The organism is Plantactinospora sp. B5E13, from assembly GCF_039871775.1.
Lineage (GTDB): Bacteria > Actinomycetota > Actinomycetes > Mycobacteriales > Micromonosporaceae > Plantactinospora.
This window is the reverse complement of record NZ_JBDPLT010000076.1, coordinates 1-26,209: the sequence shown is the minus strand read 5'-3', so window position 1 is coordinate 26,209 and position 26,209 is coordinate 1. Positions and strand designations below refer to the sequence as shown.

General features: G+C 71.9%; 27 protein-coding genes and 2 tRNA genes. 7 read left to right on the top strand and 22 right to left on the bottom strand.

Annotated elements, in window-relative coordinates; translation table 11 throughout:
* Positions 1-28 precede the first annotated feature (28 nt).
* Entirely contained in the window at positions 29-1,375 is a 1,347-nt protein-coding gene (tig, locus tag ABGB05_RS35575; protein WP_347658392.1) for a trigger factor, read from the bottom strand.
* A 127-nt stretch (positions 1,376-1,502) separates the two neighbouring features.
* A tRNA-Pro gene (locus tag ABGB05_RS35570) sits at positions 1,503-1,576 on the bottom strand.
* A 284-nt stretch (positions 1,577-1,860) separates the two neighbouring features.
* On the opposite strand from ABGB05_RS35570, the gene ABGB05_RS35565 reads away from it, so the two are divergent.
* A tRNA-Gly gene (locus ABGB05_RS35565) sits at positions 1,861-1,934 on the top strand.
* A gap of 538 nt (positions 1,935-2,472) precedes the next feature.
* Here ABGB05_RS35565 and ABGB05_RS35560 read toward each other — a convergent pair.
* Positions 2,473-3,285, bottom strand: coding sequence for a hypothetical protein (locus tag ABGB05_RS35560; protein ID WP_347658391.1), 813 nt, complete (start codon positions 3,283-3,285; stop codon positions 2,473-2,475).
* Between the two features lie 7 nt (positions 3,286-3,292).
* Here ABGB05_RS35560 and ABGB05_RS35555 point away from each other — a divergent pair, with 7 nt between their 5' ends.
* Positions 3,293-4,018 (top strand): hypothetical protein, encoded by a 726-nt coding sequence (locus ABGB05_RS35555; RefSeq protein WP_347658390.1) that lies wholly within the window; start codon positions 3,293-3,295, stop codon positions 4,016-4,018.
* An 83-nt stretch (positions 4,019-4,101) separates the two neighbouring features.
* Here ABGB05_RS35555 and ABGB05_RS35550 read toward each other — a convergent pair whose 3' ends face one another.
* The 9 genes from ABGB05_RS35550 to ABGB05_RS35510 form a co-directional block, all read right to left on the bottom strand.
* On the bottom strand, positions 4,102-4,557 hold the full coding sequence (locus tag ABGB05_RS35550) for a hypothetical protein (protein ID WP_347658389.1): 456 nt from the start codon (positions 4,555-4,557) through the stop codon (positions 4,102-4,104).
* 81 nt (positions 4,558-4,638) lie between these two features.
* Entirely contained in the window at positions 4,639-5,103 is a 465-nt protein-coding gene (locus tag ABGB05_RS35545) for a GNAT family N-acetyltransferase (RefSeq protein WP_347658388.1), read from the bottom strand.
* Between the two features lie 38 nt (positions 5,104-5,141).
* Entirely contained in the window at positions 5,142-5,636 is a 495-nt protein-coding gene (locus tag ABGB05_RS35540) for a GNAT family N-acetyltransferase (RefSeq protein ID WP_347658387.1), read from the bottom strand.
* 105 nt (positions 5,637-5,741) lie between these two features.
* On the bottom strand, positions 5,742-6,662 hold the full coding sequence (locus ABGB05_RS35535; protein WP_347658386.1) for a DHH family phosphoesterase: 921 nt from the start codon (positions 6,660-6,662) through the stop codon (positions 5,742-5,744).
* A 38-nt stretch (positions 6,663-6,700) separates the two neighbouring features.
* Entirely contained in the window at positions 6,701-8,758 is a 2,058-nt protein-coding gene (locus ABGB05_RS35530; protein ID WP_347658385.1) for a PEP/pyruvate-binding domain-containing protein, read from the bottom strand.
* Positions 8,748-9,299 (bottom strand): adenylyltransferase/cytidyltransferase family protein, encoded by a 552-nt coding sequence (locus ABGB05_RS35525; RefSeq protein WP_347658384.1) that lies wholly within the window; start codon positions 9,297-9,299, stop codon positions 8,748-8,750. The genes ABGB05_RS35530 and ABGB05_RS35525 overlap by 11 nt, the downstream gene beginning before the upstream one ends.
* A gap of 101 nt (positions 9,300-9,400) precedes the next feature.
* Positions 9,401-9,724: a hypothetical protein gene (locus ABGB05_RS35520; protein ID WP_347658383.1), complete on the bottom strand. Its 324-nt coding sequence runs from the start codon at positions 9,722-9,724 to the stop codon at positions 9,401-9,403.
* Between the two features lie 81 nt (positions 9,725-9,805).
* Positions 9,806-10,267 carry a hypothetical protein gene (locus tag ABGB05_RS35515; protein ID WP_347658382.1) on the bottom strand — a complete coding sequence of 154 codons (462 nt, stop codon included), beginning with the start codon at positions 10,265-10,267 and terminating at the stop codon, positions 9,806-9,808.
* Positions 10,264-10,683, bottom strand: coding sequence for a DUF6069 family protein (locus ABGB05_RS35510; protein WP_347658381.1), 420 nt, complete (start codon positions 10,681-10,683; stop codon positions 10,264-10,266). The genes ABGB05_RS35515 and ABGB05_RS35510 overlap by 4 nt, the downstream gene beginning before the upstream one ends.
* A 107-nt stretch (positions 10,684-10,790) precedes the next feature.
* Here ABGB05_RS35510 and ABGB05_RS35505 point away from each other — a divergent pair, with 107 nt between their 5' ends.
* The 3 genes from ABGB05_RS35505 (at position 10,791) to ABGB05_RS35495 (ending at position 13,832) form a co-directional block, all read left to right on the top strand.
* The gene (locus ABGB05_RS35505; RefSeq protein ID WP_347658380.1) at positions 10,791-11,987 is read left to right on the top strand and encodes a histidine kinase; all 1,197 of its coding nucleotides are present in this window, start codon (positions 10,791-10,793) and stop codon (positions 11,985-11,987) included.
* Entirely contained in the window at positions 11,984-12,637 is a 654-nt protein-coding gene (locus tag ABGB05_RS35500) for a response regulator transcription factor (RefSeq protein ID WP_347658393.1), read from the top strand. The genes ABGB05_RS35505 and ABGB05_RS35500 overlap by 4 nt, the downstream gene beginning before the upstream one ends.
* Before the next feature lie 202 nt (positions 12,638-12,839).
* Positions 12,840-13,832 carry an acetylxylan esterase gene (locus ABGB05_RS35495; RefSeq protein ID WP_347658379.1) on the top strand — a complete coding sequence of 331 codons (993 nt, stop codon included), beginning with the start codon at positions 12,840-12,842 and terminating at the stop codon, positions 13,830-13,832.
* Positions 13,833-13,943: 111 nt separating this feature from the next.
* Here ABGB05_RS35495 and ABGB05_RS35490 read toward each other — a convergent pair whose 3' ends face one another.
* The 10 genes from ABGB05_RS35490 to ABGB05_RS35445 all read right to left on the bottom strand — a co-directional run bounded on the left by ABGB05_RS35490 (position 13,944) and on the right by ABGB05_RS35445 (position 24,195).
* A complete protein-coding gene (locus ABGB05_RS35490) occupies positions 13,944-14,573 on the bottom strand; it encodes a hypothetical protein (protein ID WP_347658378.1) in 630 nt (209 codons plus the stop codon).
* Positions 14,574-14,607: 34 nt separating this feature from the next.
* Positions 14,608-15,153, bottom strand: coding sequence for a MauE/DoxX family redox-associated membrane protein (locus tag ABGB05_RS35485; RefSeq protein WP_347658377.1), 546 nt, complete (start codon positions 15,151-15,153; stop codon positions 14,608-14,610).
* A 33-nt stretch (positions 15,154-15,186) separates the two neighbouring features.
* Positions 15,187-17,025 (bottom strand): S9 family peptidase, encoded by a 1,839-nt coding sequence (locus tag ABGB05_RS35480; protein ID WP_347658376.1) that lies wholly within the window; start codon positions 17,023-17,025, stop codon positions 15,187-15,189.
* A complete protein-coding gene (locus ABGB05_RS35475; protein WP_347658375.1) occupies positions 17,022-19,076 on the bottom strand; it encodes an ABC transporter ATP-binding protein in 2,055 nt (684 codons plus the stop codon). The genes ABGB05_RS35480 and ABGB05_RS35475 overlap by 4 nt, the downstream gene beginning before the upstream one ends.
* A gap of 42 nt (positions 19,077-19,118) precedes the next feature.
* Positions 19,119-20,351: a cupin domain-containing protein gene (locus ABGB05_RS35470; RefSeq protein WP_347658374.1), complete on the bottom strand. Its 1,233-nt coding sequence runs from the start codon at positions 20,349-20,351 to the stop codon at positions 19,119-19,121.
* Positions 20,351-20,533, bottom strand: a complete 183-nt coding sequence (locus ABGB05_RS35465; protein ID WP_347658372.1) for a hypothetical protein — start codon at positions 20,531-20,533, stop codon at positions 20,351-20,353. The genes ABGB05_RS35470 and ABGB05_RS35465 overlap by 1 nt, the downstream gene beginning before the upstream one ends.
* A gap of 210 nt (positions 20,534-20,743) precedes the next feature.
* The gene (locus ABGB05_RS35460; protein ID WP_347658371.1) at positions 20,744-21,958 is read right to left on the bottom strand and encodes an ABC transporter permease; all 1,215 of its coding nucleotides are present in this window, start codon (positions 21,956-21,958) and stop codon (positions 20,744-20,746) included.
* Positions 21,955-22,632, bottom strand: a complete 678-nt coding sequence (locus tag ABGB05_RS35455; protein ID WP_347658370.1) for an ABC transporter ATP-binding protein — start codon at positions 22,630-22,632, stop codon at positions 21,955-21,957. Before ABGB05_RS35455 ends, ABGB05_RS35460 begins: the two co-directional genes overlap by 4 nt.
* A 22-nt stretch (positions 22,633-22,654) precedes the next feature.
* A complete protein-coding gene (locus ABGB05_RS35450) occupies positions 22,655-23,722 on the bottom strand; it encodes a peptidoglycan-binding protein (protein WP_347658368.1) in 1,068 nt (355 codons plus the stop codon).
* Between the two features lie 5 nt (positions 23,723-23,727).
* Positions 23,728-24,195 carry a hypothetical protein gene (locus ABGB05_RS35445; protein ID WP_347658367.1) on the bottom strand — a complete coding sequence of 156 codons (468 nt, stop codon included), beginning with the start codon at positions 24,193-24,195 and terminating at the stop codon, positions 23,728-23,730.
* 142 nt (positions 24,196-24,337) lie between these two features.
* On the opposite strand from ABGB05_RS35445, the gene ABGB05_RS35440 reads away from it, so the two are divergent.
* Together ABGB05_RS35440 and ABGB05_RS35435 are read left to right on the top strand one after the other, a co-directional pair.
* Positions 24,338-24,991 (top strand): response regulator transcription factor, encoded by a 654-nt coding sequence (locus tag ABGB05_RS35440; protein ID WP_347658366.1) that lies wholly within the window; start codon positions 24,338-24,340, stop codon positions 24,989-24,991.
* Positions 24,992-24,993: 2 nt separating this feature from the next.
* The gene (locus tag ABGB05_RS35435) at positions 24,994-26,184 is read left to right on the top strand and encodes an ATP-binding protein (RefSeq protein WP_347658365.1); all 1,191 of its coding nucleotides are present in this window, start codon (positions 24,994-24,996) and stop codon (positions 26,182-26,184) included.
* Positions 26,185-26,209: the final 25 nt, after the last annotated feature.

Sequence of the window (26,209 nt, the reverse complement as noted above, 5' to 3'; positions counted from 1 at the left end):
GGACCCGACCGCGCCGGGTCAGTCGGGGTCAGTGCGCGTGGTCGTGGGCGTCGGCGCTGGCAGCGCGGATCTCGTCCAGGCTGATCTGGGCGCCGGCCGCGTCGGTGATCTTGATCCGCTCCATCACCAGCGCGAGCGCCTTGCCGCGACGGACGTCGCCGAAGATCGCCCCGGCGGTGCCGGACCGGACCAGCTGGTCGTAGTACTGCTGCGGGGCCACTCCGGCGTGCTGCGCCCGGTGCACGATCTCGTGACCGAACTCGTCGTCGGTGACCTGCACCTCCTCGGCGTCCGCCAGGGTGTCGAGCAGCAGCTGGATCTTGACACCCTGGGTGGCCGCCTCGGCCAGCTCGGCGTCGATCTGCTCCTCGGTCTTCTCCTCGGCGGCGAGGTACTCCTCCAGCGAGGCGCCGATCCGCTCCAGCTGGTCGACCATCGCCTGCTTGCGGTGCTCGACCTCCTCACGGACCACACCCTCCGGAGCCGGCACCTCGGCAGCCGCGACCAGCTGCTCCAGGGCACGGTCCCGGGCGGCGTAGATCTGCTCGACCTTCTTGCCCCGGGTGATCCGCTCCCGGACGTCGCCACGGAGCTCGTCGAGGGTGTCGAACTCGCTGGCCAGCTGCGCGAACTCGTCGTCGAGGGCGGGCAGTTCCTTCTCCTTGACGGTCCGGACCGTCACCGCCACGTCCGCGTCCCGGCCGGCGAAGTCCCCGCCGACCAGCTGGGTCACGAAGGTCGTCGACTCGCCGGCGGCGAGGCCGACCAGGACCTCGTCCAGCCCGGGCAGGAGCTGCTTGCTGCCGACCTCGTGCGAGATGTTGGTGGCCGAGCCGCCCGGCACCTCCTCGCCGTCGACCGTCGCCGCCAGGTCGATCTGCACGTAGTCGCCCTCCTGGGCGGCCCGCTCGACCGTCTTCAGCGTGGCGAACCGCTCCCGCAGGCTGCTGACCTGGGCGTCGATCTCGCTGTCGTCGATCTGCAGCTCGTCGACGGTCACCTCGATGGTGGCGAGGTCGGGCAGCGTCAGCTCGGGGCGTACGTCGACCTCGGCGGTGAACTTCAGCGCGTCGCCGTCGGTGAACTCGGTGATCTCCACCTCGGGCCGGCCCAGCGTCTTCACGTCGTGCTCACGGACCGCGGCGAGAATGTTCTCCGGGATGGCGTCCTGGACGGCCTCGTTCAGCACCGTGCCGCGGCCGACCCGCTGGTCGATCACCGCCGACGGCACCTTGCCGCGCCGGAAGCCGGGCACGTTCACCTGCGAGGCGATCTCCCGGTACGCCTTCTTGAGGCTCGGCTCGAGCTCGACGAACGGCACCTCGATGGCGAGCCGCACGCGCGTCGGGCTCAAAGTCTCGACGGTGCTCTTCACAGGCGTACTCCTTGACGGATCTCGATCTTGATTCTGGGCCGGATTCAGCCCATCGAGTGTAGGCGAGCCGGCGTGGCTGCCCGGCGGCACGGGGTGGGCATGCTCACGCCGTGCCGGCGGACGACAGTCGGGGTGGCGGGATTTGAACCCACGGCCCCTCGCTCCCAAAGCGAGTGCGCTACCAAGCTGCGCCACACCCCGTGGCGTGGAAGAGTGTATGCCTCCACGCCCGGGTCGCGCCCGCCCGGTCTCCGCCCGCCCCTTCCGTGTCGTCCCGATCCAGCTCAATCCGGGCGTACGGGGAGCGCATGCGTCGTCGTACGCCAGGCTTTGATCTTGGCTGGTCGGGGCTGCGGGGAGCGCCCGCGACCGCGCCCGGCGGGCGACGGGAGGCGGTGATCGGCGACGCCACCGGCATACCCGGTACCCACCCGGAAGGGTGACCGGTTAGGCTAGCGGTCGCGTCCCGGGTGACTGGGGCGAGCGCGGGCGTAGCTCAATGGCAGAGCTTCAGTCTTCCAAACTGACGGTGCGGGTTCGATTCCCGTCGCCCGCTCCACACCCTCCGGCCCAGGTCAACGGCGTTTTCGCCGAACCTGGGCCGATCTGTTTCCCGCTCTGATCGATCTTGCGGGCCAGCCGCGTGCCATTAGCCAACACGGGCCGGTACGGCAGCTGGCCCGTCGTCCGGGTCGGAGCCCCTTACGCCGCCGCCCAGTCGACCGCCCGCCGCCAGTTGCCGGAACGCAACACCGCACCCTTCTCCCCCGGAGCGGTCAACCGCCCTTCCTCATCGAGGCAGAACGGCGACCAGCAGTAGCGACATCAGACCTCGACGAGGCCGCAGCGCTCATCTGCGCCGGGCTTCGAGAACTCGCACAGCCCCTGGCAGTGCCGGGCGACAGCAGCAACCAGCAGCAGACGACGACCGACGCCCAGGCAAGGTAGACGAGCATCACTGGCGGCAACCGATGGTCGCGGCATGTGCCGAAACGCTCTTTGTTGGGGTCAAAGCGGCCGGGAAGCAGGCTGCGGCGGCCTGCTCCGGGCTGGTGGCGACCTCCGGCCGGCGCCGGGCGAGGACAACGCCCTCATCGTCACCGATAAGACGCGGCGACGACTGCCTCGCGGACTGCCCGCTCGTACTGGTTGCGGCGGAACACGAAGGGCCCGAAGCTCCCGTAGTCGCGCTGGGTGCGGTGCGGCTGAGCGAAGCCCCGCCACGTCACCAGGTCGCCGGCGGCGCCAATGTGGGCTTCGAAGGGCCAGCAGCCGACCTCGCCGCAGTTACAACCAAGGAGGGCGACAGAGCCTCGCTTGGCCCAGTAGGCAGAGTCGGGTAGTCCCGTGAGATAGGCGGCGAGGTCGCCGAAGTCGAAGTGGTCGAGGACGATCCCGGCATACTCGCCGGGCGCGTCGTAACCGGCCGCGTGCTCGAAGCCGGTGGCCAACTCCACGAGGCTCACGTTGTCGACGTACGGCAACAGCTCGCGGCCCGGGTCGGGGCCATCGCCCCACGGACGGACCTCGAAACGGACCTGGCGGATGAGCTGTGGGGTCGGCACAACGCCAAGTTTGCCGGCGACCACAACGTACCCGTGATCAGCCGGGCGGTACGACCCGCTCGACCGGGCTGTGGCGGTCACGACCGCAGGCGGTCGAAAGTGCTGCTCCAACCCTGGTGCTGGACCCGGACTACCGACATATAGATTCCGGAACTCGTCGTCGTAGTCGATGTCGTCGATCCACCGGACGTTCCGCCTCATCTGGTCGGCAGCCAGGAAGACGGCCCCGTAGGCGGGCTCCCCGAACACCGTGCGGTAACTCTCGCCGCGGGCCGGCGCGGCCCACCTGCCTTCCCGCATCACATCGAGCAGGGTGGATGGGAGGGGGAGCCTGTCGGCGTACACGGGGCCGATGTTAGTTGTCGATGTCGTAGCCGGACCGACCGTGCCGATACACCTACGCCAAGCCCCGGCCGTCGGACCGGAGCCTCGCTCGCCGGGTCCGCTGGCCCAGCTCGAACACCACATCGGCGCGCCGTTGCCGGCCGCCGTCCGGGAGTGGTTCCGGTATGGCGGCGCCGACCGGGCCGCCGCCCTCGGCGACAACCTGATCACCCGTACCAGCGATCTCACCGGTCCCGCCGTCAACCGCTTCCTTGCGGCCGGTCACCTGCTGCTCGAGACCGACAGCCAGCACTGCTGCCGGTGGATTGTCAGCGTCTCCCCCGGTGACGACGACCCGCCGGTGTACCTGGTCGACCCGGACGACCAGGCCTGCGCGACCCGCACCCGGTACGCGGACACGTTCTCCGCCTACGCGTTCTCGTGCGTCTGGGACGCGACCCTCTGGCGCAACAACCCGTTGACCGGCTTCGACCACCCGCTCCCAGCGGACGTCGTCGACCGGCTGACGGAATGGCTCACCGCGTTGCCGACCACGTACGGCTGGGCGGTGAACCAGTCCTGCAACGCGGTGTACCGGTTCGGCGGCGAGGCGGAGGCCGCGTTGGCCGTTGTCGGTGACACCGCCGTCTGGAGTGCGATCTACGCGCCGTCGCCCGCGCTCCGGCACCACCTGGCGGACATCGTCGGCATCCCGGACGACGAACCGGCTCCACAGCGGCTGAATCCCGCCTGATGATCCGGGACGGCACCGGCGGCGGCCGGACGTCCGTGCCGACGACGGTACGAGGCATGTCAGTACGACCACACCGGCCTGGCTCAGCCGATGTGCAGCAGCAGCACCTCGTCCTCGCCGAGCCGGGCGACGCTGTCGTGCAACAGGGTCAGCCCGTCCAGTCCCGCCTGGCCGCTCTCCTCGAACTCCAGCCCCATCTCCGTGAAGTGGTCCGCCAGCTCCGCCGCCACATGTCCGGCCGGGTCGAGCTGGCGCAACAACTCCTCGTTGCCCGAGGTAATCAGGCTGATCAGGCCGTACGTCTCGGAGATCGCCACGGCCTCGGCGTCGAACTCGGCCGACTCCAGGTCCACGTCGCGATCATCCAGATAGGTCAATACGTGCAGCATGCAGTAACCCGACCAGTCGTAGCTCGTCGCCAGCCCGCGTCCGTGCTCAGCCAGGTAGCCGCGGAACGCGGCCGGCGACGTCCGGGCCAGCCGGGCGAGCTCCGGCACGTCGCCGCGATGCAGCAGGGTCAACGACGCGATGGCGGACAACCGGCACCGTCCTATCCACGATTGCGCGCCCCAACGATCCTGACGCACGGCCACGGTAGGCGACGGCACCGACAACAACGGTCAGGCGAGTGCGAGGCGGAGGACGACCTCGCCGTGGTCGTCGTGCTCGCCGGTCTGGCTGAAGCCGAGACGCCGGTAGAAGCCGGCCGGGCCGTCCTCCCCCGGTACGTGGCTGGTCAGTAGTTCCGTCGCCCCCTCCGCCCGGATCAGTTCCACGATCTGGCGTACGACCTGCTGCCCGTAGCCGCGACCCTGGTGCCGCTCGTCGATCAGCAGTTTCCACAGGAACCACGGGCCGAGGATCTCCGGCGGCTGCGGTGGCACGTTCCAGCTCACCATCACGAAGCCGACCGGCTCGTCTCCGGCGTAGACGGCGCGGTACCAGGGTCGGGCCTGCGGGTACTCGGCGGCCTCGGCCAGTGAGTCCGGCACCGAGCTGACAAAACGCTCCTGTTCCGGTGCGACCCGCAGGGCGAGGACAGCGGCGCGGTTCTCGGCGGTGATCTCCCGCAGCGTCACGGTCATGGCTGGCAGGCTAGCCGCAGACCGGCTCACGGCGGGGGTCAGCTCGCGCCGTCGGTCAGCTCGCGGAGGTGGCGCAGGCCGGCGCGTCCGTCCAGCACCACCTCGCCGAGCGGGGCGAACCCGGTGTGCCGGAGCACGGCAAGCGACGCCGGATTGTCGAGGGCGGCCGAGGCGTAGAGGCGCCGCAGCCCGTACGCGTCCCGGGCCAGCGCGCAGACCTGTCGTACGCCGTCCTTCGCCATCCCCCGCCCGGACACCCGTTCGGCCACCCGGTAGCCGAGCTCGGCACTGCCGTCGGCGATGTCGACGAGGTTGAACCGGGCCAGCACAGCGCCGTCGTCGTCCACCAGGACATGGAACTGGCAGGCGCCGGTGGCCTGTTCGGCGAGGAGAGCGCTGTGCCGGTCGGCGAATCCGGTGAAGTAGTCGTCGCCCCGATCCGGCACCGAACGCGCGAAGTAGGCTCGGTTCTGTCGCTCGAAGTCGAGCAGTGCCGGGGCGTGACGTGCGGCGAGCCGCTCGAGTTCGGGCATCGGATCACGGTAACAACCGCGGTTGGTGCCGCGCCGGTTCCGGCCCGTCCGCCGGGCTGCTGTCGTCCGTACCGGTGGGCGGTGGCGGTGGCGGCTGTTCGGTGGTCAGGGCTGCTGGGCGGCCAGCATCGGCACCAGGTGCGTCTTGCGCAGGAAGAGCTCGCCGGTCCAGCCGACCCCGGCGGCGAAGCCGATCCCGTACCGCCGGGCGATCCGCTGCTGCCAGTCGGGGTCGGTGACGGCGAGCAGGCTCGCCGAGGCGGCCAGGTCCGCCAGGTTCACCACCAGTACGTCCAGCCCCAGCCTGCCCCGCACCCGGTGGTACGCCGGCCAGAAGTCGTCACGGTCGGCGAGTGCGGACGCGCCCGGCGCCTCCAGTTGCGCCAGTCCGAGTCGGGCCACCCGGTGGGTGAAGACCTTGACGTCGGCCGCGAGGACAGCTTCGGTCGGGCCGTCGACCAGCCGGGCCCGGGCGGCCCGTAACCGAGTCGCGAGGGTGTCGCCGCAACTGGTCAGGGTGTCGAGCCGGTCGTACGCGGCCCGGTCCCGGGCGGTGGTCGAGGGTGCCACGAACTCGAGGGTGTTGCTGAGGATGCCGCCCTGGAGCAGCACCGCGACCGCCGGACCGGGTCCCGTGCCGCGCTCGGCGTACCGCTCGGCGATCAGGGTGCAGGCCGCGCCGACGTACTGGTTGTCGATCCGGGCGTGTGGGAAGGCCGACGGGTCGCCGCCGGGATGGTGGTCGATCACCATCCGGACCAGGGCGGGGCGGACCCAGGTCGGCAACTGCTCCGGGTGGTGGGTGTCGACCAGTACGACCGTGTCGTGGTCGGAGGGCGGCACGGTGGGTGGCAGGGCCACTCCGGCGACGGTGAACAACTCCCGCGTCTCGGTGTTGATCTCGCCGGCCAGCGCGACGGTGAGCGGTGCGGGAACCCCGGCCGAGCCGGCGAGACCGGCCAGGGCGACGCAGCCGGCCACCCCGTCGGTGTCCGGGTTGACGTACGACGTCGTGACGCCGACCATCCCGCTGTCTCCCTCCCGCCGGCAATTCTGGATCACTGTCAGCCCGGCACCGGAGCGGCGACGACAGTCGCGCGGTCCACGGCGGCCACGCCGGCGGTGAGCGCGTCCACGTCGAGCACCACCGCAGTCGCGGGGTCGCCGGCCGTACCGTCCGGTCCGGCGTCGGGGCCGGGCGTACCGTCCGGTTCGACGGCGGGGCCGGGCGTACCGTCCGGTTCGGCGGCGGGGCCGGGCGTACCGTCCGGTTCGGCGGCGGGGCCGGGCGTACCGTCCGGTTCGGCGGCGGGGTCGCCGGGCGGCCGGGTCCGGCCCGACCCGGCGAGTTCCCGCCACCGCTGCGGGCCGACCACGACGGCGGGTATCCCGAGTTCGCGCAGTACCACCCCGACGTGCCCGAGCACCGATCCGGTGCCGAAGACAAAACCGGATCCCCGACCGCACCGGTATACCAGCGGCAGCAGGTCGGTGGTGGCCCGTTCGGCAAGGAACACGACGTCGACGAACTCGTCCCCGCGATCGGGCCGGTCGTGCAGGTGGGTGTCGAGCGACGCCTCCGCGCGGTCGGGCGCGGCGACCGTCAACCGGCCGCGGGCCCGCCCCGCCGAGATGACCCCGGTGTCGAGCAGGCCGACGTCGGGCGGGGTCGCCGGGCGGTCCGGCTCCGCGACGTCGATCAGGTACGCCCGAACGGTGTCCCCCTCCGCCAGCAGCCCGAACTCCAGGACGGCGTGCTCGGCTCCGGTCAGCATCGGCCGGAGTTGACGTACCGCCTCGCCCAGCTGGGAGTCGGTGGGCAGGTGCCGGATCGGCCGTTCCTCGCGTACCACGTGACCGTCGACGAAGCGGTAGGCGATCTCCTGCTCCGGACAGTGCCGGGAGAGCACCCGCAGCGTCCGGTCCAGCACGTACCGGGAGGTGACCACCACACCCTTCGGGACGAAGTGCCCCTGCGCGAGTTCGACCAGGTAGCCGTCGGCGGTGCGGCGCAGGATCCCGGTCCACGGCGCGTCGTGGATCTCCTGCACCAGGCAGACCGCCAGCCACGAGGTCCCGAGCCCGCGTGCCAGCACCGCCGACACGGTCGGGTCCAGGTCCGGACCGGCCGTCGCGAACTCGCGTACCACCGCATTGTCGACCCGTTCCGGCCAGAGCAGCACCACGCTGAGGCCGGCCGCCCCCGGCTCCGACCCGAACCACAGCCGGCGTCCGTCGGCCGGGTCGCGGCCGACCACCGCCGTGGCCCGCGACATCGGTACGCCCGCCCGCAGCGCCCGCCGCCGCAGCGCCAGCTTGTGGTGCCCGGCCACGATCCGGGGCAGGGCCCCGATCGCCTCGACCGAGGAGAGTTCCACCTCGGCGGCGGCGGGCAGCACCACCGGCCGGGCCTGCAACACCCAGAGCGTGCCGGTGCCGGCTTCGACCGCCCACTCCAGATCCACCGGTACGCCCCAGAGCGCCTCCACCCGCAGGCCGACCGCCCGCAACTCGGCGATCCGGGGCCGCATCCCGGTCAGCGGGGTGCCGGTCCCCTCCGGGAGGTCACCGGTCCTCGGCAGTTCGACGTACTCGCCGGGGACCCAGCCGTCGACCAGGCGGTCGCCCCGTCCCTCGACAGCGGCCAGCACCAGCCGTCCCCGGTCGTAGGTGATCGGGTGTGCGGAGAAGAGCACACCGGCGAACGCGCAGTCGACCAGGCGCTGCAGGATCACCCCGGTCGGGCGGGTGCCGGCGGCCCGGCGCACCTCGGCGACGGCTTCGGCCGCCTCGTCGGCGGTCATCGTGCCGAGCACCGTGCGGAACGAGCCGGCCAGGGACCGCTCGGCGCTGTCCTCGCCGTACACCGAACTCCGGACCGCCAGGGGTGCCCGGTCCGGCACCGCCGGCCCGCCGACGAGTGTCCGCAGCACCTCCCGCAGTTCGGCGGGGGTCGGTGGTGCGGTGTCGGCGGGTACCACCACCGCCGGTGGTACGGCGATCCCGGCCTCGGCGAGCCGGCGCAGGTTCCACGCCTTCCCACCCCAGGCGTGCCGCCGCACCGGTCGGTCCGCCCGCAGTGGCCGGATCACCGCCGGCCCGTGGGCCGGGTCAGATGTCACGGCCGTAGCTGTCGAGCAGCGGGACGACGCCGGGCGAGACGTACCGCTTCCACTCGGCCGAGCCGGCCCGCAGCGCGGCCCTGATCTCGGTGCCGGTGGTCAGCCGTTGCGCCATGGTGCGCCGCCACAACGTCTCCACCGGATAGCCGAGCGCTGCCAGGCCACGCCGCTTGCTCTCCCCCCACTCGTCGTAGATCGTGATGAAGAAGGTCGCCTCGTCGGGCGGGGGAAGGTACTGGGACAGCCGGTCCAGCTGGTTGACCGGTGCCGGGACGATGCGCAGGTCGTCGTGGGTCCAGCCGGCGTCGAGGCAGGTGGCCTCCACCATCGTCGCCCGCTGGTGGAAGGTGAACGGGTTGTTCCGGCCGGCCGAGCGTCCCGGGTCCTCGGCGGTCGTGCCGAGGTCGTGCAGGTCGGGATTGGTGATGCCGATGACGAGTCGGGCGCACCGGCGTTTCGCCGCCTGCAGGTACTCGAGGTGGCCAAGGTGCACGGGCTGGAAGCGTCCCAGCACGATTCCGTACCGCCGCTGCTCGGTCACGGCTCGACCACCCCGATCATGTGTCGTCGATGGACTGGCTCTGACCGAGGGTAGCCATGCTCGCACCCGTCGTATACCCCGGCATCGGGACCGACGGCTGCTCAGTAGGATCCGCCACCGCCACCGCCACCGCTGTCCGAGGAGGACGAACCACCGTCACCGCCACCCCAGTCACCGCCACCATCGGTCTCGTGCCGGTCCTCGACGCCGTTGTGCCCGAGGAGGCCGCCGACCCCGAAGTAGCCGCCGATGCCGCCCGTCCGTTGTCCCCGCCGGACCCGCTGGTCCCGACGGAGCTGCCGCGCCGCGCGGCGGGCACGTTCCCCCGGAGTCAGCCGGGACTCCTGCCGCCGGACCGCGACGACGGTCGCCGCACCGGTCGCCAGCACCACCACGAGCGTCACCACGACCCAGAAGCCAGTCACAGCATCGACGGTAGACACGGCTGTCCAGGCCCGGCGGTGCCCGACCTCGGCCCGGCAGCCCACCGCTTGGTGGACCGCCGGTCAGTGGGGTCCGATGGCGCCGACGATCGCCATGATGGTGAAGGTCCGCCCGCGGCGGCGGCTCAGTACCGCGAAACAGGCGCTCAGCACGACCAGGTCCAGTTCCGCCCAGGCGCCGGTGACCTCGACCCGGACCGGCGCGCCCGGCCGCCGGGCCTGGTGCACGGTGATCCGGTTCGCGCCCCTGGTGAGGGCGCTGACGCACCGCCCCGGCGCCCACCGGACGGGCCCGCCGGGGCCCGGCACCCGCGATTCGTCCGGCTGCAGCCGGACAACCGGCCGACCGGCCGACCGGGCCACCATCCCGAGCCGGTGGACGTCGGTACTGGCCACCTCGAAGCTGCCGGCGGCGGTCCGGATCTCGCCGCGTCGCATCGAAACGCCGGTCCGCAGGGTGGCCGGACGGTCCGCCAGGACATAGGCACCGCGCCGCCTGCGCAGGGTCAGGATCGACGTGGTCATCGCGGGTTCCGTCCACCGGCCCGGGGCAGTCCGACGATGAGGACGCCGGCGCAGACCAGGTGCAGGGCGACCAACCCGAGCCGGGCGGCCGGATCGACCCCACCGAGCGGGCCGACCAGCGAGCCGACCAGCACCACCGAGGCGACCACGGTCCAGATCAGGCGGGCCCGTGCGGTGAACCGCTCCAGGAGTGCCAGCAGACCCCAACCGGCCAGCGCCGCGATGCCGGACGCCACCGCCACGGCGCCGGGTCCGACCGTGGCGACCGGGTCACCGGTACGGACCGCGAGGTCGACACCGGCCAGCGAGTCGAGCGCGAAGAAGACGGCCTCGGCGGCGAGTATCGTCGCGACGACCACTCCGGTGCGGCGTACCCCGGTGGCGGCGCCGGTCCGGGAAACCCTGGTTTCTGTCATGTCGCCGAGTCTCGGCGGCGAAGCCGGGCGGGGCATCGGACCGGCGGGCCCGGGCCGTACGACTTTGGTCGGTGGCCACCGTCCACCGTCACATCTAGCCTGGTCACATGGTTGCGACCGACTTCGACTGTCCGCCCCGACCGGTGGCCCGGCGCCCGTCGCGGTCCACAGTGGTCGTCTGCACCGCCGCGGTCGGGCTGCTTGTCGGCGCCACCGTCTGGAGCCGGCTCGCCGCGGAACCGGCCGGCCTCGACTGGCTCGACGTGGCGGTCGCGGTGACCGGGTGCGCGCTGGTGCCGGTGACACTGCGCTGGCCGGTCGGCGGTGGGCTCGCGCTGGGCCTGCTGGCGGTGCTCTCCCCGGTTGCGACCCCGGCCGCCACGTTCGGTGCGTTCCACGTGGCCCGGCGGCGGCCGTTCGCCCAGGCCGTCGTGGTCTCCGTCGTCGGGGTGGCCGGGCACGCGGCGCAGGGCTGGTGGCGGCCGTACCCCGGGTTGTCGTACGGCTGGCTGCTGCTGCTCACCGTGCTGGCGTACGCCGCGCTGCTCGGTTGGGGCACCTGGGCGCGGGCCCGGGCGGCTCTGGTGAACTCGCTACGGGAGCGGGCCCGCCGGGCCGAGGCCGAGCAGGGCCGCCGGGTGGTCGAGGCCCGGCTGGCCGAACGGACCCGGCTCGCCCGGGAGATGCACGACGTGCTGGCGCACCGGCTGTCGCTGCTCGCCGTCTACGCGGGCGCGCTGGAGTATCGTCCCGACTCGTCGCCGGAGCGGCTCTCGGCGGCCGCCGGGGTCATCCGCGCCGGCGTGCACCAGGCGCTTGACGAACTCCGCGAGGTGATCACGCTGCTCCGTCAGGATCCGACCGACACCGAACCGGACGGGCCCGGCCCGGCACTGGACGACGTCCCTCGACTCGTCGGGGAGGCGCGCGAGGCCGGTCTGGTCGTCGACCTCGACGACCGGATCGGCTTGCCGGTCGTCGGGATGACGGCGGTGACCGGACGGACCGCGTACCGGGTGGTCCAGGAGGCCCTCACCAACGCCCGCAAGCACGCCGGCGGGCAGCCGGTGACGGTGACGCTGGCCGGCGAGCCGGGCGGGACGCTGACCGTCGACGTACACAATCCGCTCGCGCCCGACGTCGAGGCGGCGGCGGCCGACGGGCCGGACGCCGACCTGCCCGGCGCCGGACTCGGCCTGCTCGGGCTCGCCGAGCGGGTGGGTCTGGCCGGCGGCCGGCTCGACCACGCGGTCGACGCGGCCGGCGAGTTCCGCCTGCGGGTGGAGTTGCCGTGGCGGACCTGAACCGACCGGTACGTCTGCTGCTCGTCGACGACGATCCGCTGGTCCGGGCGGCACTCACCATGATGTTGGACGGCGCTCCCGGAATCTGCCTGGTCGCGGCCCTGGCCGACGGTGACGAGGTGCCGGCGGCCGTCGACCGGCACAAGGTCGACGTGGTGCTGATGGACATCCGGATGCCGAGGGTCAACGGGATCGTGGCGACCCGGCGGCTGCGCGCCCGGCCCCACCCGCCGGAGGTGGTGGTGTTGACGACCTTCGACACCGACGACCACGTGGTCCGGGCGCTGCGGGCCGGGGCGAGCGGCTTCCTGCTCAAGGACACCCCGCCGGACCGGATCGTCGACGCGGTGCACCGGGTCGCGGCCGGGGAGCCGATCCTGTCGCCGGCGATCACCCGACGGCTGATGGAACGGGTGACCACCAGCACCGACGCGTACGAGCGGGCCCGGTCGTCGCTGGCGGCGCTGAGCCCCCGGGAACGGGACGTGGTGCTGGCGGTGGCGCGGGGGCGGACGAACGCGGAGATCGCCGCCGAGTTGACGATGACGGTGGCCACGGTGAAGGCACACCTCACGCACATCCTGACCAAGCTCGATCTCGGCAACCGTACGCAGGTCGCGATGCTCGCCCACGACGCCGGTCTGCTCTGATCGTCGCCGCCCCGCGGGGATTCCGGCCGCCGCCGCGCAACCGTACGCTGGGCAGTCGACGTCGTAAGTTGATCATCTGTACGCACCGGAGGAGTGTCGGCCGGCGCCGAGGCCGGCCCCGACCCCGTCGGTGACGTCGGACGGCGATATCGAGGGCAGCGTCGGGCGGTGACGTCGGACCGCTGCGGGGAAGGGAATGGACATGCTTGTCGACTGGCCACTGGAACGGCTGCGCGACTACCTGCCGGAGCGGGACGAACCGGCAGACTTCGACGAATTCTGGGCCGACACGTTGCGGCAGGCGCGGGAGGCCGGCACGCCGGCCCGGTTCGAGCCGTACGACGCCGGACTCACCACAGTGGAGGTGTACGACGTCACCTTCGCCGGTTTCGCCGGCCAGCCGGTACGCGGCTGGTTCCTGGTCCCGGCTCACCTGGAGGGCCGGCTGCCCTGCGTGGTCAGCTACATCGGGTACGGCGGCGGCCGCGGCCTGCCGCACGAGTGGCTCACCTGGAGCGCCGCCGGCTACGCCCACCTGGTGATGGACACCCGGGGCCAGGGCAGCAACGGCTACTACGTCGGCGACACCCCCGACCCCGACCCGGCCGGTCTGCCGCAGACCCCCGGCTTCATGACCCGGGGGCTGACCGACCCGCGGAGCTACTACTACCGGCGGGTCTTCACCGACGCGGTCCGGGCCGTCGACGCCGTCCGGGAACACCCGAGGGTGGACCCGGAGCGGGTGGTGGTGACCGGCGGCAGTCAGGGCGGTGGGATCACCCTCGCGGTCGCCGGACTGGTCGACGGGCTCGCCGCCGTCCTGCCCGACGTGCCGTTCCTCTGCCACTACCGGCGGGCCACCGAGATCACCGACGCGAATCCGTACCAGGAGTTGGTGACGTACCTGAAGACCCACCGGAACCACGTGGAGACGGCGTTCCGCACGCTGAGCTACTTCGACGGGGTCAACTTCGCCGCGCGGGCGACCGCCCCGACGCTCTTCTCCGTCGCGCTGATGGACGCGGTCTGCCCGCCGTCGACCATCTTCGCCGCGTACAACCACTACGCGGGGACGGAGAAGGAGATCACGGTGTGGCCGTACAACGGGCACGAGGGCGGCGCGGGATTCCAGTTCCCCCGCCAGGCCGAACTGCTCCGCCGGATTCTCGGCAAGGACGAGAGCACGCTCGGCTGACCCGTCGGCGGGCCGGCCCGGCTGCGTGACGGACGGGCCGGCCCGCCGACAGCACAGCCCGGCGGGCCGGTCCGGGACCTGCTCGTCCGGAGCGGGCTGTCGAGCCCCTCCTCATCCGGTCGACGGGCCGCCGGAGCCGCTCGCCGCGCCGTTGACCGCCGGTACGACGCCGGGATGCTGCCGCCGCAGCACCGCCACCTTCTCCTGCGCCGCGATCACCACGTGGTCCTGGAGCACCGAGAACACCGGGAAGCCGTCGACGCCGAAGGCGGTGGAGACCGGCCCGCCGACGGGTTCGATGGTCACCCGGGCCACCGGGCTCAGCCGCCGCACCAGGTCGTCCGGCCCGCCCTTGCCCGTGACGACCACGGCCAGCACCCGCTCCCGACCGCCCGGAAAGCTGTCGGCGTACGCGACGAACTCCGGCAGCAGGTGGTGACAGGACGTACAGCCGGTGAGAAAGAACGCGACCAGCCCGCGGCCGGTCAGTTCGGCTCGACCGAGCGTGGTGCCGTCGGTGGTCACCGCCGTGAAGTCACGCACCTTGGTACCCGGGGCGGGCAGGCCGGGTCCGGCGACGGAGGGCGCGGCGTCGGCCGGCCGGGCTCCGGCGGGCGCGGCGGCGTCGCCGGCGCCGACCGGCGGGGTCAGACGGTTGAGCCGGCGCACCATCCCCAGCGTGAGCACCAGGTTCAGCACGCAGATCGCGGTCAGCGTGACCGTCGCGGCAGTCGAGGACATCGTCGGCGAACCTTCCAGTGAGTCGGCTGACCAGTCAGTCGCGGACCTTCCAGTGCCGCGGGGCGAACAGCTCGAGGACGTCGTCCAGCCGGATGACAAAGAGCGCGACGGCGCCACCGAACAGTGCGGCCAGCAGCGTCTCCGGTTGGGCCAGCTCCGGCTGCCGGGCGGCGGGTGCGGCCACCGCCGCCGCGCCGGCCAGCAGGCTGAGCAGCACGTTCCGGATCACCTCCGCCCGTCCCATCGGCCGGGTGGAGACGCCGAAGCACCGGCACGGCACCGACACCCCACGCCGGGACAGCCAGGCGATCGATCCGGCGAAACCGGCGATGGTGACCGCGGCCAGGGTCAGCCCCGCGACGCTGGTCGCGGTCGGGACCAACAGGACCAGCGCGGCGGTCTCCGTGGTCAGCATCGCCACCCCGACGGTACGGACGTACCGGTGCGGTACGACCGTCAGCTCACGCAGCCAGCCGAGGAAATCGGGGAACGCGGTACGGCCCCCGACCTTGGTGGCGATCGAGACCGCCAGGACCGCGCCGACCAGGAACCGGGCGACGAGCACCAGGTATCCGGTCATCGCCGCCTCCCGGCCCGGCGGGGCCGCCCGGGTTCAGTCCGGCTCACGGCGGCCTCCCAGGTGGCGGGCGAGGAACGACTCGGCGGCGGACCGGAACGCGAGGGCGTTGTGCGGCTTGTGGAAGCCGTGCCCCTCGTCGGGGAAGAGCAGGTACTCGTGGGCCACGCCGTGTACGCGGAGCGCCTCGACCAGTTGGTCGGCCTCGGAGATCGGGACCCGGGGGTCGTTGCGGCCGTACGCCAGCAGCAGCGGAATCCGGATGTCCGCCACCCGGGACAGCGGCGAACGGGACCAGAGCAGCTCGGCGTCGGTCTCGGGATCACCGACCCGGCGCCGGAGCTGGTTGCCCACCGCCTTCCAGTACCCGGGCACCGACTCGATGAAGGTACGCAGGTTGACCGGGGCCGCCACCGCCACCGCGCAGCGGAACAGCTCCGGGGTGAACGCGGCGCCGACCAGCGCGGCGTACCCGCCGTACGAGATGCCGGTGATCGCCACCCGGTCCGGGTCGGCGTAGCCGCTGTCGACGACCCACCGCACCGCGTCGACGAGGTCGTCCTGCATCCGGCCGCCCCACTCCCGGTCGCCGGCGACCATGAAGTCGCGGCCGTAGCCGGTGGAGCCCCGGTAGTTCACCTCCACCACCAGGTAGCCCCGGTTGGCCAGCCACTGCGATTCGGCGCGGAACCCCCAGCGGCTGCGGTTCCACGGGCCGCCGTGGACGTTGACCACGGTGGGCAGGCCGCGTCGGGCCGCCCCCGGTGGGAACGTCAGGTAACCGTGGATGGTCAGCCCGTCCCGGGCGACGTACGAGACGGGCTCCATCCGGGCGAGCGGGTACCCGGCGAGTTCCGGCTGGTGGGTGAAGAGTTCCTCGACCTTTCCGGTCTCGCGTTCGTACAGCCGGAACGCGGTCGGTCCGTCATCGACGTTGTCCTGCAACAACCACCGCCGGTTCGCCAGGTCCCGGCCGAGTGGCATCACAGCTCCCCGGCTCGCCGCCCTGATCCGGGTCAGGTCGTACGCCGTCTCGGTGCTGAAGGCCACCAGGTCGATCCGCTCCCGTTCCACCACCGCGATGTCCACCTGCCCGGTCACCGGGTGCAGGCTGGCGCCGACCACGTCGTACCCGGGGTCCTCGTAGAGCACCTCGACCGCGCCGGTGACCGCGCTGAGCCGGAGCAGGCGGGCGGTCCGGGCGTCCTGCGGGGAGAGCAGCAGCAGGTCCTTGCCGTCGCCGGTGAAGCCCAGCAGTTGGGAGTCGGCCGCGTCCTCGTAGCCCAGGGTGAGCAGTTCCCGCCAGTCGCTCTCCTCGTCGTCCCGGGCCATGACGGTGAAGCCCCCGTCGCTGTTGCGGCGCTGGGCCGCGCAGACCCGCAACTGCGGGTCGGTGAGCCAGCCGGCCAGCCCCGCCGCCGACTCGATCAGGCAGCAGTCGCCGCTGCGCAGGTCGACCCGGTAAAGGTCGTTCTGCTCCGGCGATCTCAGATTCATCAGCACCAGGACCTGGTGCGGCACCTGCCGTTGCAGACCGATCACCTGCACCCGGACCCCGTTGTGCGGGGTCAGGTCCCGGGTCCGGCCGGTGACCAGGTCGACCGAGATGAGGTGGTGCCGCTCGTCGCCGTCCCGGTCCGACTGGTAGAGCAGGTGACGGCCGTCCCGGGCCCAGACGTAGTCCTGTACCGGATGTCCGTTCAGGTCGGTGAGCGGCCGGAAGTCCCGGTCGGCCAGGCTGCCGAGCCAGACGTACGGCCCGCCCTCGTACGGGGCGAGAAAGGCGAGGTGGGTGCCGGACGGGGAGAGCGTCGGCATGGCGTACGCGGGTTCGCCGAACAGTACCCGGCGCGGGATGAGCGGGGGCTGGGTCACAGTCGTCCCTTCGAGAGGGCGGTCGGGTCCGGGTCCGGCTCCGCCGCCGATCCGTCCGCCGGAGGCGGGTCGAGGTACGCCGACGCCTGCATCAGGAACAGCCGGGCGTAGTCGCCGTCGCGGGCGATCAGCTCCGCGTGGGTGCCCTGTTCGGTCAGCCGGCCGTCGGCGAAGTGCAGGATGCGGTCCGCCTGCCGGACAGTGGAGAAGCGGTGCGAAACGTAGACGGTCGTCCGGCCCTGCGCGAGTTCCCGCAGCCGGACGAAGAGTTCGTGTTCGCTCGCCGGGTCCAGGGCCGCGGTGGGCTCGTCGAAGACCAGGATCCGGGCGTCGCGCATGAACGCCCGGCTGAGGGCGATCTTCTGCCATTCGCCGCCGGACAGGTTGACGCCCCGGTCGAACCACTTGCCGAGCGGGGTGTCGTACCCGGACGGCAGCCCGGCGACCAGCTCGTGGGCCCCGCCCCGGACCGCGGCGGTCCGGACCCGGTCCGCGTCCTCGATCCGGGTACGGTCGCCGAGCCCGATGTTCTCGGCGGCGGTGGCCTGATAGGTGACGTAGTCCTGGAAGGTCGCCGAGATCGCCGAGCGGAGCTGTTCCGGGTCGAACCGCCGTAGGTCCACCCCGTCGAGCAGAATCCGGCCCTGGTCCGGGTCGTACAGCCGGCACAGCAGCTTGACCAGGGTGGACTTGCCGGCCCCGTTACGCCCCACCACGGCGAGGGTGCCACCGGGCGGGACCTCGAAGCTCACGTCCCGCAGCGCCGCCGTCTCCGCGCCGGGATAGCGGAAGGTCACGTGTTCGAAGACGAGGTGGCCGCGCAGCGGCTCGGGCATCGGCACCGGGCGGTCCGGGCCGGTGACGGCCGGCCGGGCGGCGAGCAGCCGGTGCAGGGTGTCCAGGTAGAGGTTGTTCTCGTAGACGCCGGTGATCTCCCGGAACAGGGTCTGGATCGACATCTGCAGGGCGGCGGTGGCGGCGGTGTACATCACCAGGTCGCCCAGGGTCAGCCGCCCGGCGACCGCCTGGAGGGCGATGTACAGGTACGTCAGCGAGCCGACCCCGATGGTGATCGCGCCCAACCCGGTCGTGGCCAGGCTGCGGGCGACGACCTGCTGCCGCTTGCGCCGATAGAAGACCAGCCCGAGGCCGCGGAACCGGTCGGCGAGGTAGTCGCCGAGCCCGAACAGTTTGACCTCCTTGGCGTAGGCGTCGGTGGTCACCAGGGAGCTGAGGTACCGCATCCGGCGCCGGATCGGCGACGACCAGACCGCCACCACGAAGCCGGCCTTGCCGTACCGGGAGTCGGCGAGGAACGCCGGAATCGGGGCGACCAGGGCGGCCAACGCGACCCAGGGGCTCAACGCCACCAGCAGCGCGACCAGGCTGCCGAACGTGACGACGCTCTGCAACGCGCCGTACAGGCTGGTGATCATGGCAACCGGACGGGTCGACGACTCCTCCTGAGCCTGGCGCACCAGGTCGTACGAGGAGGAGTCCTCAAAGAACGCCAGGTCCAACCGGCTCGCCTGGGTCATCACGCGGAGCTGGACGTCCTGCGACACCCGCTCCTGCAACAGTTCGGTGGTGACGTTGCGCAGCGAGCTGGCCAGCGCGCCCAGGAAGAAGACGAGGAACTGCAGGCTGATGGTGGCGACCACCGCGCCGGTCGCCGTGGTCTGCCACGAGACGCCGGCCAACGGTCCGACCACCCCCTGGTCCGGCAGTCCGGTCGAACGCACCGCGACGGCGTGGGTCACCGCGTCGATCAGCAGTCGGCTGATCAACGCGGTGGCGGCCGGCACCAGCCCGACGACCACGGTGGTGGCCGCGAGACCGAGGGTGAGCAGCGGGCTGACCCGCCACACCAGGCGCAGCATCCGGGGAATGCCCCGGACGGTGGTGACCACGGACCGCCGAGCCTCACCCAGCGCGGCGCTCACACTGCGTGCCGGGCGGCGGGTCGGCTCCGGCTCGGCGAGGTCGGTCGAACCGGTGATCCCGCTACGCGGATCGTCGGCCGGCACGCCCTTGAGATAGAAGGGTGGCATATGACTCCACTCGACGTGCTTCGCGGGGGGAGTAACGGTCGGTCAGGTCGTCGTCAGGTACCCCTCGCTGACCAGTTGGCGGATCAGCAGCAAGCGGCTGTCGTCGTCCAGCGAACCGGGGATGTCGTGACCGGTGAAACTGTCCGCCTTCGCCATGAAGGCCAACTCCTCCTCGACGTACTCGGGGAGGTCGATCCGCTTTCCGTGGAACTCCAGGTGGATCTCCTCGTCGTCCCGGGTGAGACGCCACTGCAGGTCGGGCCGGCGACGTACCGGGGTGGACAGGGTGAGCGACGGTGCCGCCTCGAGGTCGAGCAGGTGCCCGGCCAGCGAGGGGTGGCGCCGCTGCAGCATCCGGCTCGCCGCACGGTCGATCAGGTTCGCCGTCTCGACCCGCCGGGCCAGAAGTTCCATCAGCTCGCGCAACCGCGAGGCGGCCACACGCTGCAGGTCCTCCCGCCCGACGAACCCGGGCGGCAGCGCGGTCCGGAACTGGACATCGCTGGTCAGCACGCCGTCGACCGCGTCCCGGATGACGTGTGCCCAGACCATCGGGTTGATGCCGATCGTCAGATGCAGGGACGCCGCCTCGTTGGCCCGCGCCGCGTGCACCGTGCCCCGGGGCACGTACGCCAGGTCGCCCGGGCGGAGCACGAAATCCTGGATCGGGTCCCCGGCCCCCGCCTTCGGCATGGCGTAGCCCTGCTGGTAGAGCGGAAGCTCGGTCTGGGTCGGGTGGAAGGTCCAGTTCTTCGTGCCGTAGAGCTGCAACACGAACACGTCGTGCGTGTCGTGGTGCGGGGTCAGGCCCCGGCTGCCCGGTGGGGTCAGGTAGACGTTGGCGTGGATGCCGACGCTCAGCTCGGTGGCCAGCGTCCGGCACAGCGCGCCCAGCACCGGCAGTCTCTCGTGCAGGAACTTGATGTTTATCGTGGCGCCACCCCGGTACTGGGCGTACAACGACTCCAGCCCACTGATCTTGCTTTCCGGAGTGCTCGCCAGCAGTTGGCCGACCGGCGTCTCCTCCCCGTCCTTGACCAGCCGTAGGTCGTTGTCGTTCAGGCTGGACCGGGCGAGGACGGCGTCGACGTCGGCGAGCGTGAGCAGGTGAGAGTAGAACGAGGGGTCGTCGCGGTGGATCACCAACGGCTGCTTCTCCCAGTAGTCCCGGAAAAAGGAGTCGACGGTCGTTGGTGACAACAGCTCGGCAAGCCCGACCGGAGGCCGCCGGGTATCGGCGGCCTCCGGGGTAGCGGCTACGGTGTAGTCGCTCATCAGATGCAGGCGTCTTCGGGATCCGAGTTGCAGCTTCCCCGGACCACGCACGAGTCGGTCGGGTCCGGGTTGCAGATCAGGAAGCGCGCCGGGTCGGTCGGGTCCGAGTCGCTGATGTTGTACTGCGCGGCCGGCAGTGCCGACCTCACCTTGATCTGCTTGGCGTCGAGTGTCTTCTTCACGACGGACTTCCTTTCGCAGAGAGCGAACCGGGTGCAGGACACCTCGTCCTGCGGCCGGCACGGACCCGACATCCGGCCGGCCAGGTCCAACCCTCTTGCCCACACCGGGATTAATCAAGGAGATCGATACGGCAGCATGCTGCCCGACAGTTTGTGGCCAAACGCTGCGAACCGGGCTCCCGGAGGGTGTTTGCGGAGGCTCGTACCCGCTCAGGTGCTGGAGAGCGCCGCGGCCGGGGCGAGCGCGGCGGCGCGGCGCGCCGGGTAGAGTCCGGCAACCGCGCCCACCGCCGCGGCCGCCACGGTACCGAGCACCAGCGCCTGGCCGGGCAGGACGAGCGGCCAGTCCCGAAGGGTCGCGTAGCCGAGCACGATGGCCAGGCCGGCCATTACGCCGGTCGCCCCGCCCAGCAGCGAGAGCAGCACCGACTCCACGAAGAACTGGGTACGGATCTGCCCCCGGCTCGCGCCGAGCGCCCGCCGCAACCCGATCTCCGACCGGCGTTCGAGGACCGAGATCACCATCGTGTTCGCCACCCCGACCCCACCGACCAACAGCGCCACCAGGCCGAGCCCCAGGAACAATCCGTTGAACGTCGACTCGGCGGCCAGCCGTGCGGTCAACGCGTCCGAGGGACGGCTGACCTTGACGTTCTGCGGATGCTGGGGGTCCACGGTGGCGGCCAACACGGTGTACACCTGGCGTACGGCGACGTCCTCGGCCCGCAGGTAGACGGTCGTGGGGTTGCCGTCGAAGTCGAGCAGCCGCTGGGCACCGACCCAGCCGACCAGGGCCGACCGGTCTATCTCCGGCGACAGCGGCAGTGGGTCGAGGATCCCAACCACCGTGAACCACCGCCCGCCGACGTACACCTCCTGGCCGGCCTCGGCCACGCCCAGCCGGGCCGCGGTCACCGACCCGAGCACGGTGACCGGGAACTGCTCGGTGGCCGCGTTCAGGAACGCTCCGGACCGCACCGTGCCGTCGAGCGTGGAAAGCAGGTCGAGCCGGGCCGCGGCCACGCTGATGCCGTTGGTCTCGGCCGCCGGGATCATGTCGGTACGACGTACCGTCACCCCGGGCAGCCGGCCGACGGCCGTGGTCGACCGTACGTCGGGAATCCGGGCCACCATTCCCGGCGCGTCCGGGGAGAGCGTCGTGGCCTCGCCGAACAGGGTGCCGCCCGCCTCGGCGGTGAGCAGGTTGGTGCCGAGCCGTTCGATCTGGTCGATCAACTGCTGCTCGCTCGACCGGGTGATCCCGAGAACGGTGACCATGGCGGCGACCCCGATGGCGATGCCCAACGCGGACAGTCCGGCCCGCAGCGGCCGGGACCGGGGTCCGATCCACGCCACCCCGAGCACCTCGACCAGCGGCAGTCGGTGCTTGGCAGGTAGTGGTCGGGCATCGAGTGGACCGGTCATCTCGGACTCCCGTCGAAGCGGATCCGGCCGTCCAGGATCTCCACCCGGCGCGGCAGGCTGCCGGCGATTCCCGCATCGTGGGTGACCACGACAACGGCCGTACCGTCCCCGGCCAGCCCCCGGAGCAGCCGCATCACCTCGGCACCCGAGTTGGAGTCGAGGTTGCCGGTCGGCTCGTCGGCGAGGACGACGGCCGGCCGCGCCACCAGGGCCCGGGCAACCGCCACCCGCTGCTTCTCCCCACCGGACAGCTCGGCGGGCCGGTGGGTCAGCCGGTGGCCCAACCCGACCCGTTCGAGCGCGGCCCGGGCCCGCTCCCGCCGTTCCGGCCCCGGCACCGCCTGGTAGAGCAGGCCGGTGGCGACGTTCTCCAGCGCGGTGAGGTGGCTGGTCAGGAAGAACTGCTGGAACACGAAGCCGATCCACTGGGCCCGTACCGCCGAGATCTGCCGGTCCGGCAGCCGCGACAGGTCGTGACCGAAGAGACGTACGGCGCCCTCGTCGGGTCGGTCCAGCGCACCCATCAGATGCAACAGGGTCGACTTGCCCGAGCCGGACGGGCCGACGATGGAGAGCAGCTCTCCACCGGCCACCCGCAGTGACACGTCCCGCAACACCTCGACGCCGCCCGGGTAGGTCTTCCGTACGCCGTCCACGGCCAGGACCGGGGTCACGTCGCCTCCTCGCTCCGGTCGGTCATGAGCTGGGCACCTCGACCTGCATGCCCTCGACGAGTCCGGGACCGGTGACCTCCACCAGTCCCCCGGCGAACATCCCGAGTCGTACGGCCACGGTCCGCCGCTGGCCGGCCGGCTCCACCACCCGTACCGCGTAGGCGTCCGGCCCCTCGGCCAGCAGCGCACGCACCGGCACGGCGAGTACGCCGGCCCGGGTGGCGCTGGTGAAGTCGACGGTGACCGGGGCGCCGTCGAGCTGGTTGGCCGCCTCGGGCCGGTCCAACGTCACCCGTACCTCGATCGTCGCGTCCCGGACCGCGGCACCGGCCGGCGCGTCGGAGCCGCCGCCGTCGCCGGCCACCGTCGCCACCGTGCCCACGGAGGCGACCCGGCCGGTGCTCGTGCCGCCGCCGGGCAGCTCGACCCGGACCGTCGCTCCCGCCACCGCGAGCTGCTGGTCCGCGACCGGCAGGTGCACGGTGACCACCCGCTGGGCGCCGCTGGCGGTCAGGATCGTGCCCTGGGCCGGCGTACCGAGGGTGCCCGGCACACCGGTCACCCGGATCGGACCGGGCGCGGTGACCACGTCGCCCGGTTCCACCGAGCCGACCCGGTTCCGGCCGATGTCGTCCCGCCAGCGGCGCACGGCGGCGGCGGTCGAGGACCCGAACCGCCCGTCGGCCCGGACCCGGTAGCCCAGCGCGTCGAGGTTGCGTTGCAGGTCCCGGACGTCACTGCCGGACACCCCGGCCGCCAGCCGGCGCCACAGCGGCGCCGACGCGTAGAAGAGGGGAACCTGGTGGCCGTCCACCCGGTAGACGACCTGACCCCGCCGCAGCGTGGTGCCGACCGCCGGAAGCCAGGTCAGTACGCCGCCGTGCCCCACGATCGAGTGGTCGCCGGCGTACCCGAGGACGCCGTCCACCCGCTGCCGGTCGACAAGATCGGTGCGGACGACCGGTACGGTCGGCAACCCGACCATGCTGACCTGGGTGTCCGGACCGCCGGCCCGGTAGGCCACCACCCCGGTCGCGGTGACCACGACCAGCGTGGTCCCCGCGACCGCCAACCCGGTGCGCCGCTTCATCCAGCTCACCCGGTCTTGCCCGACTTGGAACACTCCGCGATGGCCTGCTTGGCCCGCTCGCTGTCGGCGCTGCCCGGCGGCATCCGCAGGCCCTCCCCGGGCTGCGGGTCCGGTACCTCGATTCCCCGCTCGCGCAGGCACCGGGCGAGCTGGATCAGCCGGTCCTGGGCGGCCGGGTCGTTCGCGGCGCCGCCGATCTTCGGCGGGGCGAACGGCCGGCAGGCCTCCTCGGCGGCCCGCATCGCTGCCTCCCCGCCCGCGGGCTTGGGGAAGCCGGTGGCGTTCTCGTCCTCCGGCATGTCCACGCCGTTTTCGCGCATGCAGCGGACGTACGCGAGCCTCTGGTCGTCCGGATTGGCGGCGCTCGCGGTGGCCTGTGGCGCTGTTTCCCCGTCGCTTCCGCAGGCGGCGACGCCCAGCACCGGGATCGCGACCGCAACCGCGACTAGAATCCAGTGTGGTAGGCGGCTCATGGGTATCCATCCTTTTCTGGCTCCGATGTGCTCTCGGGAACATGTCTAACTGTCGGAGCGTTTCTCGGATGTTTCTATGGAGATCCGCGACGCCGAGTCACCGGCCGGCAGTTGTCCGAAGCTATTCGATCTTGGAGAAGCTGTGCGAGTGCTGATCGTGGAAGACGAACGGGTGCTGGCCGACTACGTCGCGGCGGGGCTGCGTAGGCAGGCGATGGCCGTGGACGTGGCGCACGACGGCCGGCAGGCCCAGGAGTTCCTGCTGTCCGAGGAGTACGACATCGTCATCCTCGACCGTGGGCTGCCCGGCGTACACGGTGACGAGATCTGCCGATCCCTGGCCCGGGACGGTTCGCGTGCCCGGATCCTGATGCTCACCGCGGCCGGGGCGCTGGGCGACCGGGTCGCCGGGCTCCGTCTCGGCGCGGACGACTACCTGGTCAAGCCGTTCGAGTTCGAGGAGCTGGCGGCCCGGGTCCTGGCGTTGGGCCGGCGTGCCGTGCCCGCCCTGGCCCCGGTGCTCGAACGGCGTGGGGTCGTGCTGGACCGGGCGCACTGGCAGGCGTCGCGGGACGGCAGGCCGCTGGCGCTGTCGCCGAAGGAGTTCGCCGTGCTGGAGGTGCTCATGCGGGCCCAGGGTGCGGTGGTCAGCGCGGAAACGCTCCTGGAACAGGCGTGGGACGCCAACGCGGATCCGTTCACCAGCGCGGTACGCATCACGATGAGCAAGTTGCGGGCGAAGTTGGGCGATCCGCCGTTGATCGAGACCATATCCGGCGTCGGATATCGGATCTGACCATGGAGACCCGACGATTCCGGGGCGTACGGATGCCCCGCCCCACCATCCGGATGAAGCTGGCCGCCATCTACGGCGGGCTCATTCTCTGCACCGGTTTCGCCCTGCTCGCCGTGGTCTATCTCCTGCTGCGACGCAGCGTCGACAACAAGGCCGAGTCGATCGCCGCGGAACTGGCCAAGAAACCGGGGTCACCGGCCGACGCCAAGCTCGACGCGGCGGCGAAACTCGTCGGTGCCAAGGACGGGCAGGTCGACGCCGTGGTCAACCAGAGCGGCTACGACACGCTGGACCAGTTGCTCGTGGTGTCGGCGATCTCGCTCGGCGCCTTCGTGCTGGTCTCGCTGGTCACCGGCTGGTGGATGGCCGGGCGCCTGCTGGCACCGGTGCACCGGATCACCGCCACCGCCCGGGACCTCTCCTGGCGTGACCTGAGCGCGCGGATCGCGCTGCGCAGGCGGCACGACGAGCTGAAGGAACTCGCCGACACGTTCGACAACATGCTGGACCGGCTGGGGGCGGCCTTCGAGAGCCAGCACCGGTTCATCGCCAACGCCTCGCACGAACTGCGTACGCCGCTGGGCATCCAGCGGGCCGCCATCCAGCTCGGGCTCGACAATCCGTCGCCAGAGGAGCTGCGCCGGGTACGCGGTCACCTGCTGGACGCCAACCGGCGCAGCGAACGCATCCTCGACGGCCTGCTCCTGCTCGCCCAGTGCGACGGCGGGCTGCCGCACCGGCGTCCGGTACAGCTCGACGACGTGGTCGACGACGTGGTCGCGGAGTACACCAAGGCCGCCGTCGACGCGGAGGTCCAGCTCACCGTCTCCGGGGGGCGGAGCGCCGTACTCGGCGAGCACACGCTGCTCCGGCAGCTCGTCACGAACCTGGTGAGCAACGGCATCCGGTACAACCACCCGGGTGGCCTGGTCGAGCTGCACACCGCACCCGGGTTGCTCGTCGTCGGCAACACCGGCCCGCTGGTGCCGACGGACCAGGTCGAGCGCATGTTCGAACCGTTCGTCCGACTGGCGGGCGCCCACGCCGGCGAGCCGAACGGCGCCGGGCTCGGCCTGTCGATCGTCCGGTCGATCGCGCACGCGCACGAGGCGACGGCCGTCGCCCGGGCCCGGCCGCGGGGCGGGCTGGAGGTACGGGTCGAGTTCCCCCGGGTACCGGCCCCGGCGTACTGAGCGAGCGGGCCGGGGTGTCCACGAC

Excerpts from the sequence above, each read along its gene's own strand:
- ABGB05_RS35555 (WP_347658390.1), top strand. The coding sequence starts at position 3,293 with ATGTTAGTTGTCGATGTCGTAGCCGGACCGACCGTGCCGATACACCTA.
- ABGB05_RS35545 (WP_347658388.1), bottom strand. The coding sequence starts at position 5,103 with ATGACCGTGACGCTGCGGGAGATCACCGCCGAGAACCGCGCCGCTGTC.
- ABGB05_RS35540 (WP_347658387.1), bottom strand. The coding sequence starts at position 5,636 with ATGCCCGAACTCGAGCGGCTCGCCGCACGTCACGCCCCGGCACTGCTC.
- ABGB05_RS35535 (WP_347658386.1), bottom strand. The coding sequence starts at position 6,662 with ATGGTCGGCGTCACGACGTCGTACGTCAACCCGGACACCGACGGGGTG.
- ABGB05_RS35515 (WP_347658382.1), bottom strand. The coding sequence starts at position 10,267 with ATGACCACGTCGATCCTGACCCTGCGCAGGCGGCGCGGTGCCTATGTC.
- ABGB05_RS35510 (WP_347658381.1), bottom strand. The coding sequence starts at position 10,683 with ATGACAGAAACCAGGGTTTCCCGGACCGGCGCCGCCACCGGGGTACGC.
- ABGB05_RS35505 (WP_347658380.1), top strand. The coding sequence starts at position 10,791 with ATGGTTGCGACCGACTTCGACTGTCCGCCCCGACCGGTGGCCCGGCGC.
- ABGB05_RS35495 (WP_347658379.1), top strand. The coding sequence starts at position 12,840 with ATGCTTGTCGACTGGCCACTGGAACGGCTGCGCGACTACCTGCCGGAG.
- ABGB05_RS35490 (WP_347658378.1), bottom strand. The coding sequence starts at position 14,573 with ATGTCCTCGACTGCCGCGACGGTCACGCTGACCGCGATCTGCGTGCTG.
- ABGB05_RS35485 (WP_347658377.1), bottom strand. The coding sequence starts at position 15,153 with ATGACCGGATACCTGGTGCTCGTCGCCCGGTTCCTGGTCGGCGCGGTC.
- ABGB05_RS35475 (WP_347658375.1), bottom strand. The coding sequence starts at position 19,076 with ATGCCACCCTTCTATCTCAAGGGCGTGCCGGCCGACGATCCGCGTAGC.
- ABGB05_RS35470 (WP_347658374.1), bottom strand. The coding sequence starts at position 20,351 with ATGAGCGACTACACCGTAGCCGCTACCCCGGAGGCCGCCGATACCCGG.
- ABGB05_RS35460 (WP_347658371.1), bottom strand. The coding sequence starts at position 21,958 with ATGACCGGTCCACTCGATGCCCGACCACTACCTGCCAAGCACCGACTG.
- ABGB05_RS35450 (WP_347658368.1), bottom strand. The coding sequence starts at position 23,722 with ATGAAGCGGCGCACCGGGTTGGCGGTCGCGGGGACCACGCTGGTCGTG.
- ABGB05_RS35445 (WP_347658367.1), bottom strand. The coding sequence starts at position 24,195 with ATGAGCCGCCTACCACACTGGATTCTAGTCGCGGTTGCGGTCGCGATC.
- ABGB05_RS35435 (WP_347658365.1), top strand. The coding sequence starts at position 24,994 with ATGGAGACCCGACGATTCCGGGGCGTACGGATGCCCCGCCCCACCATC.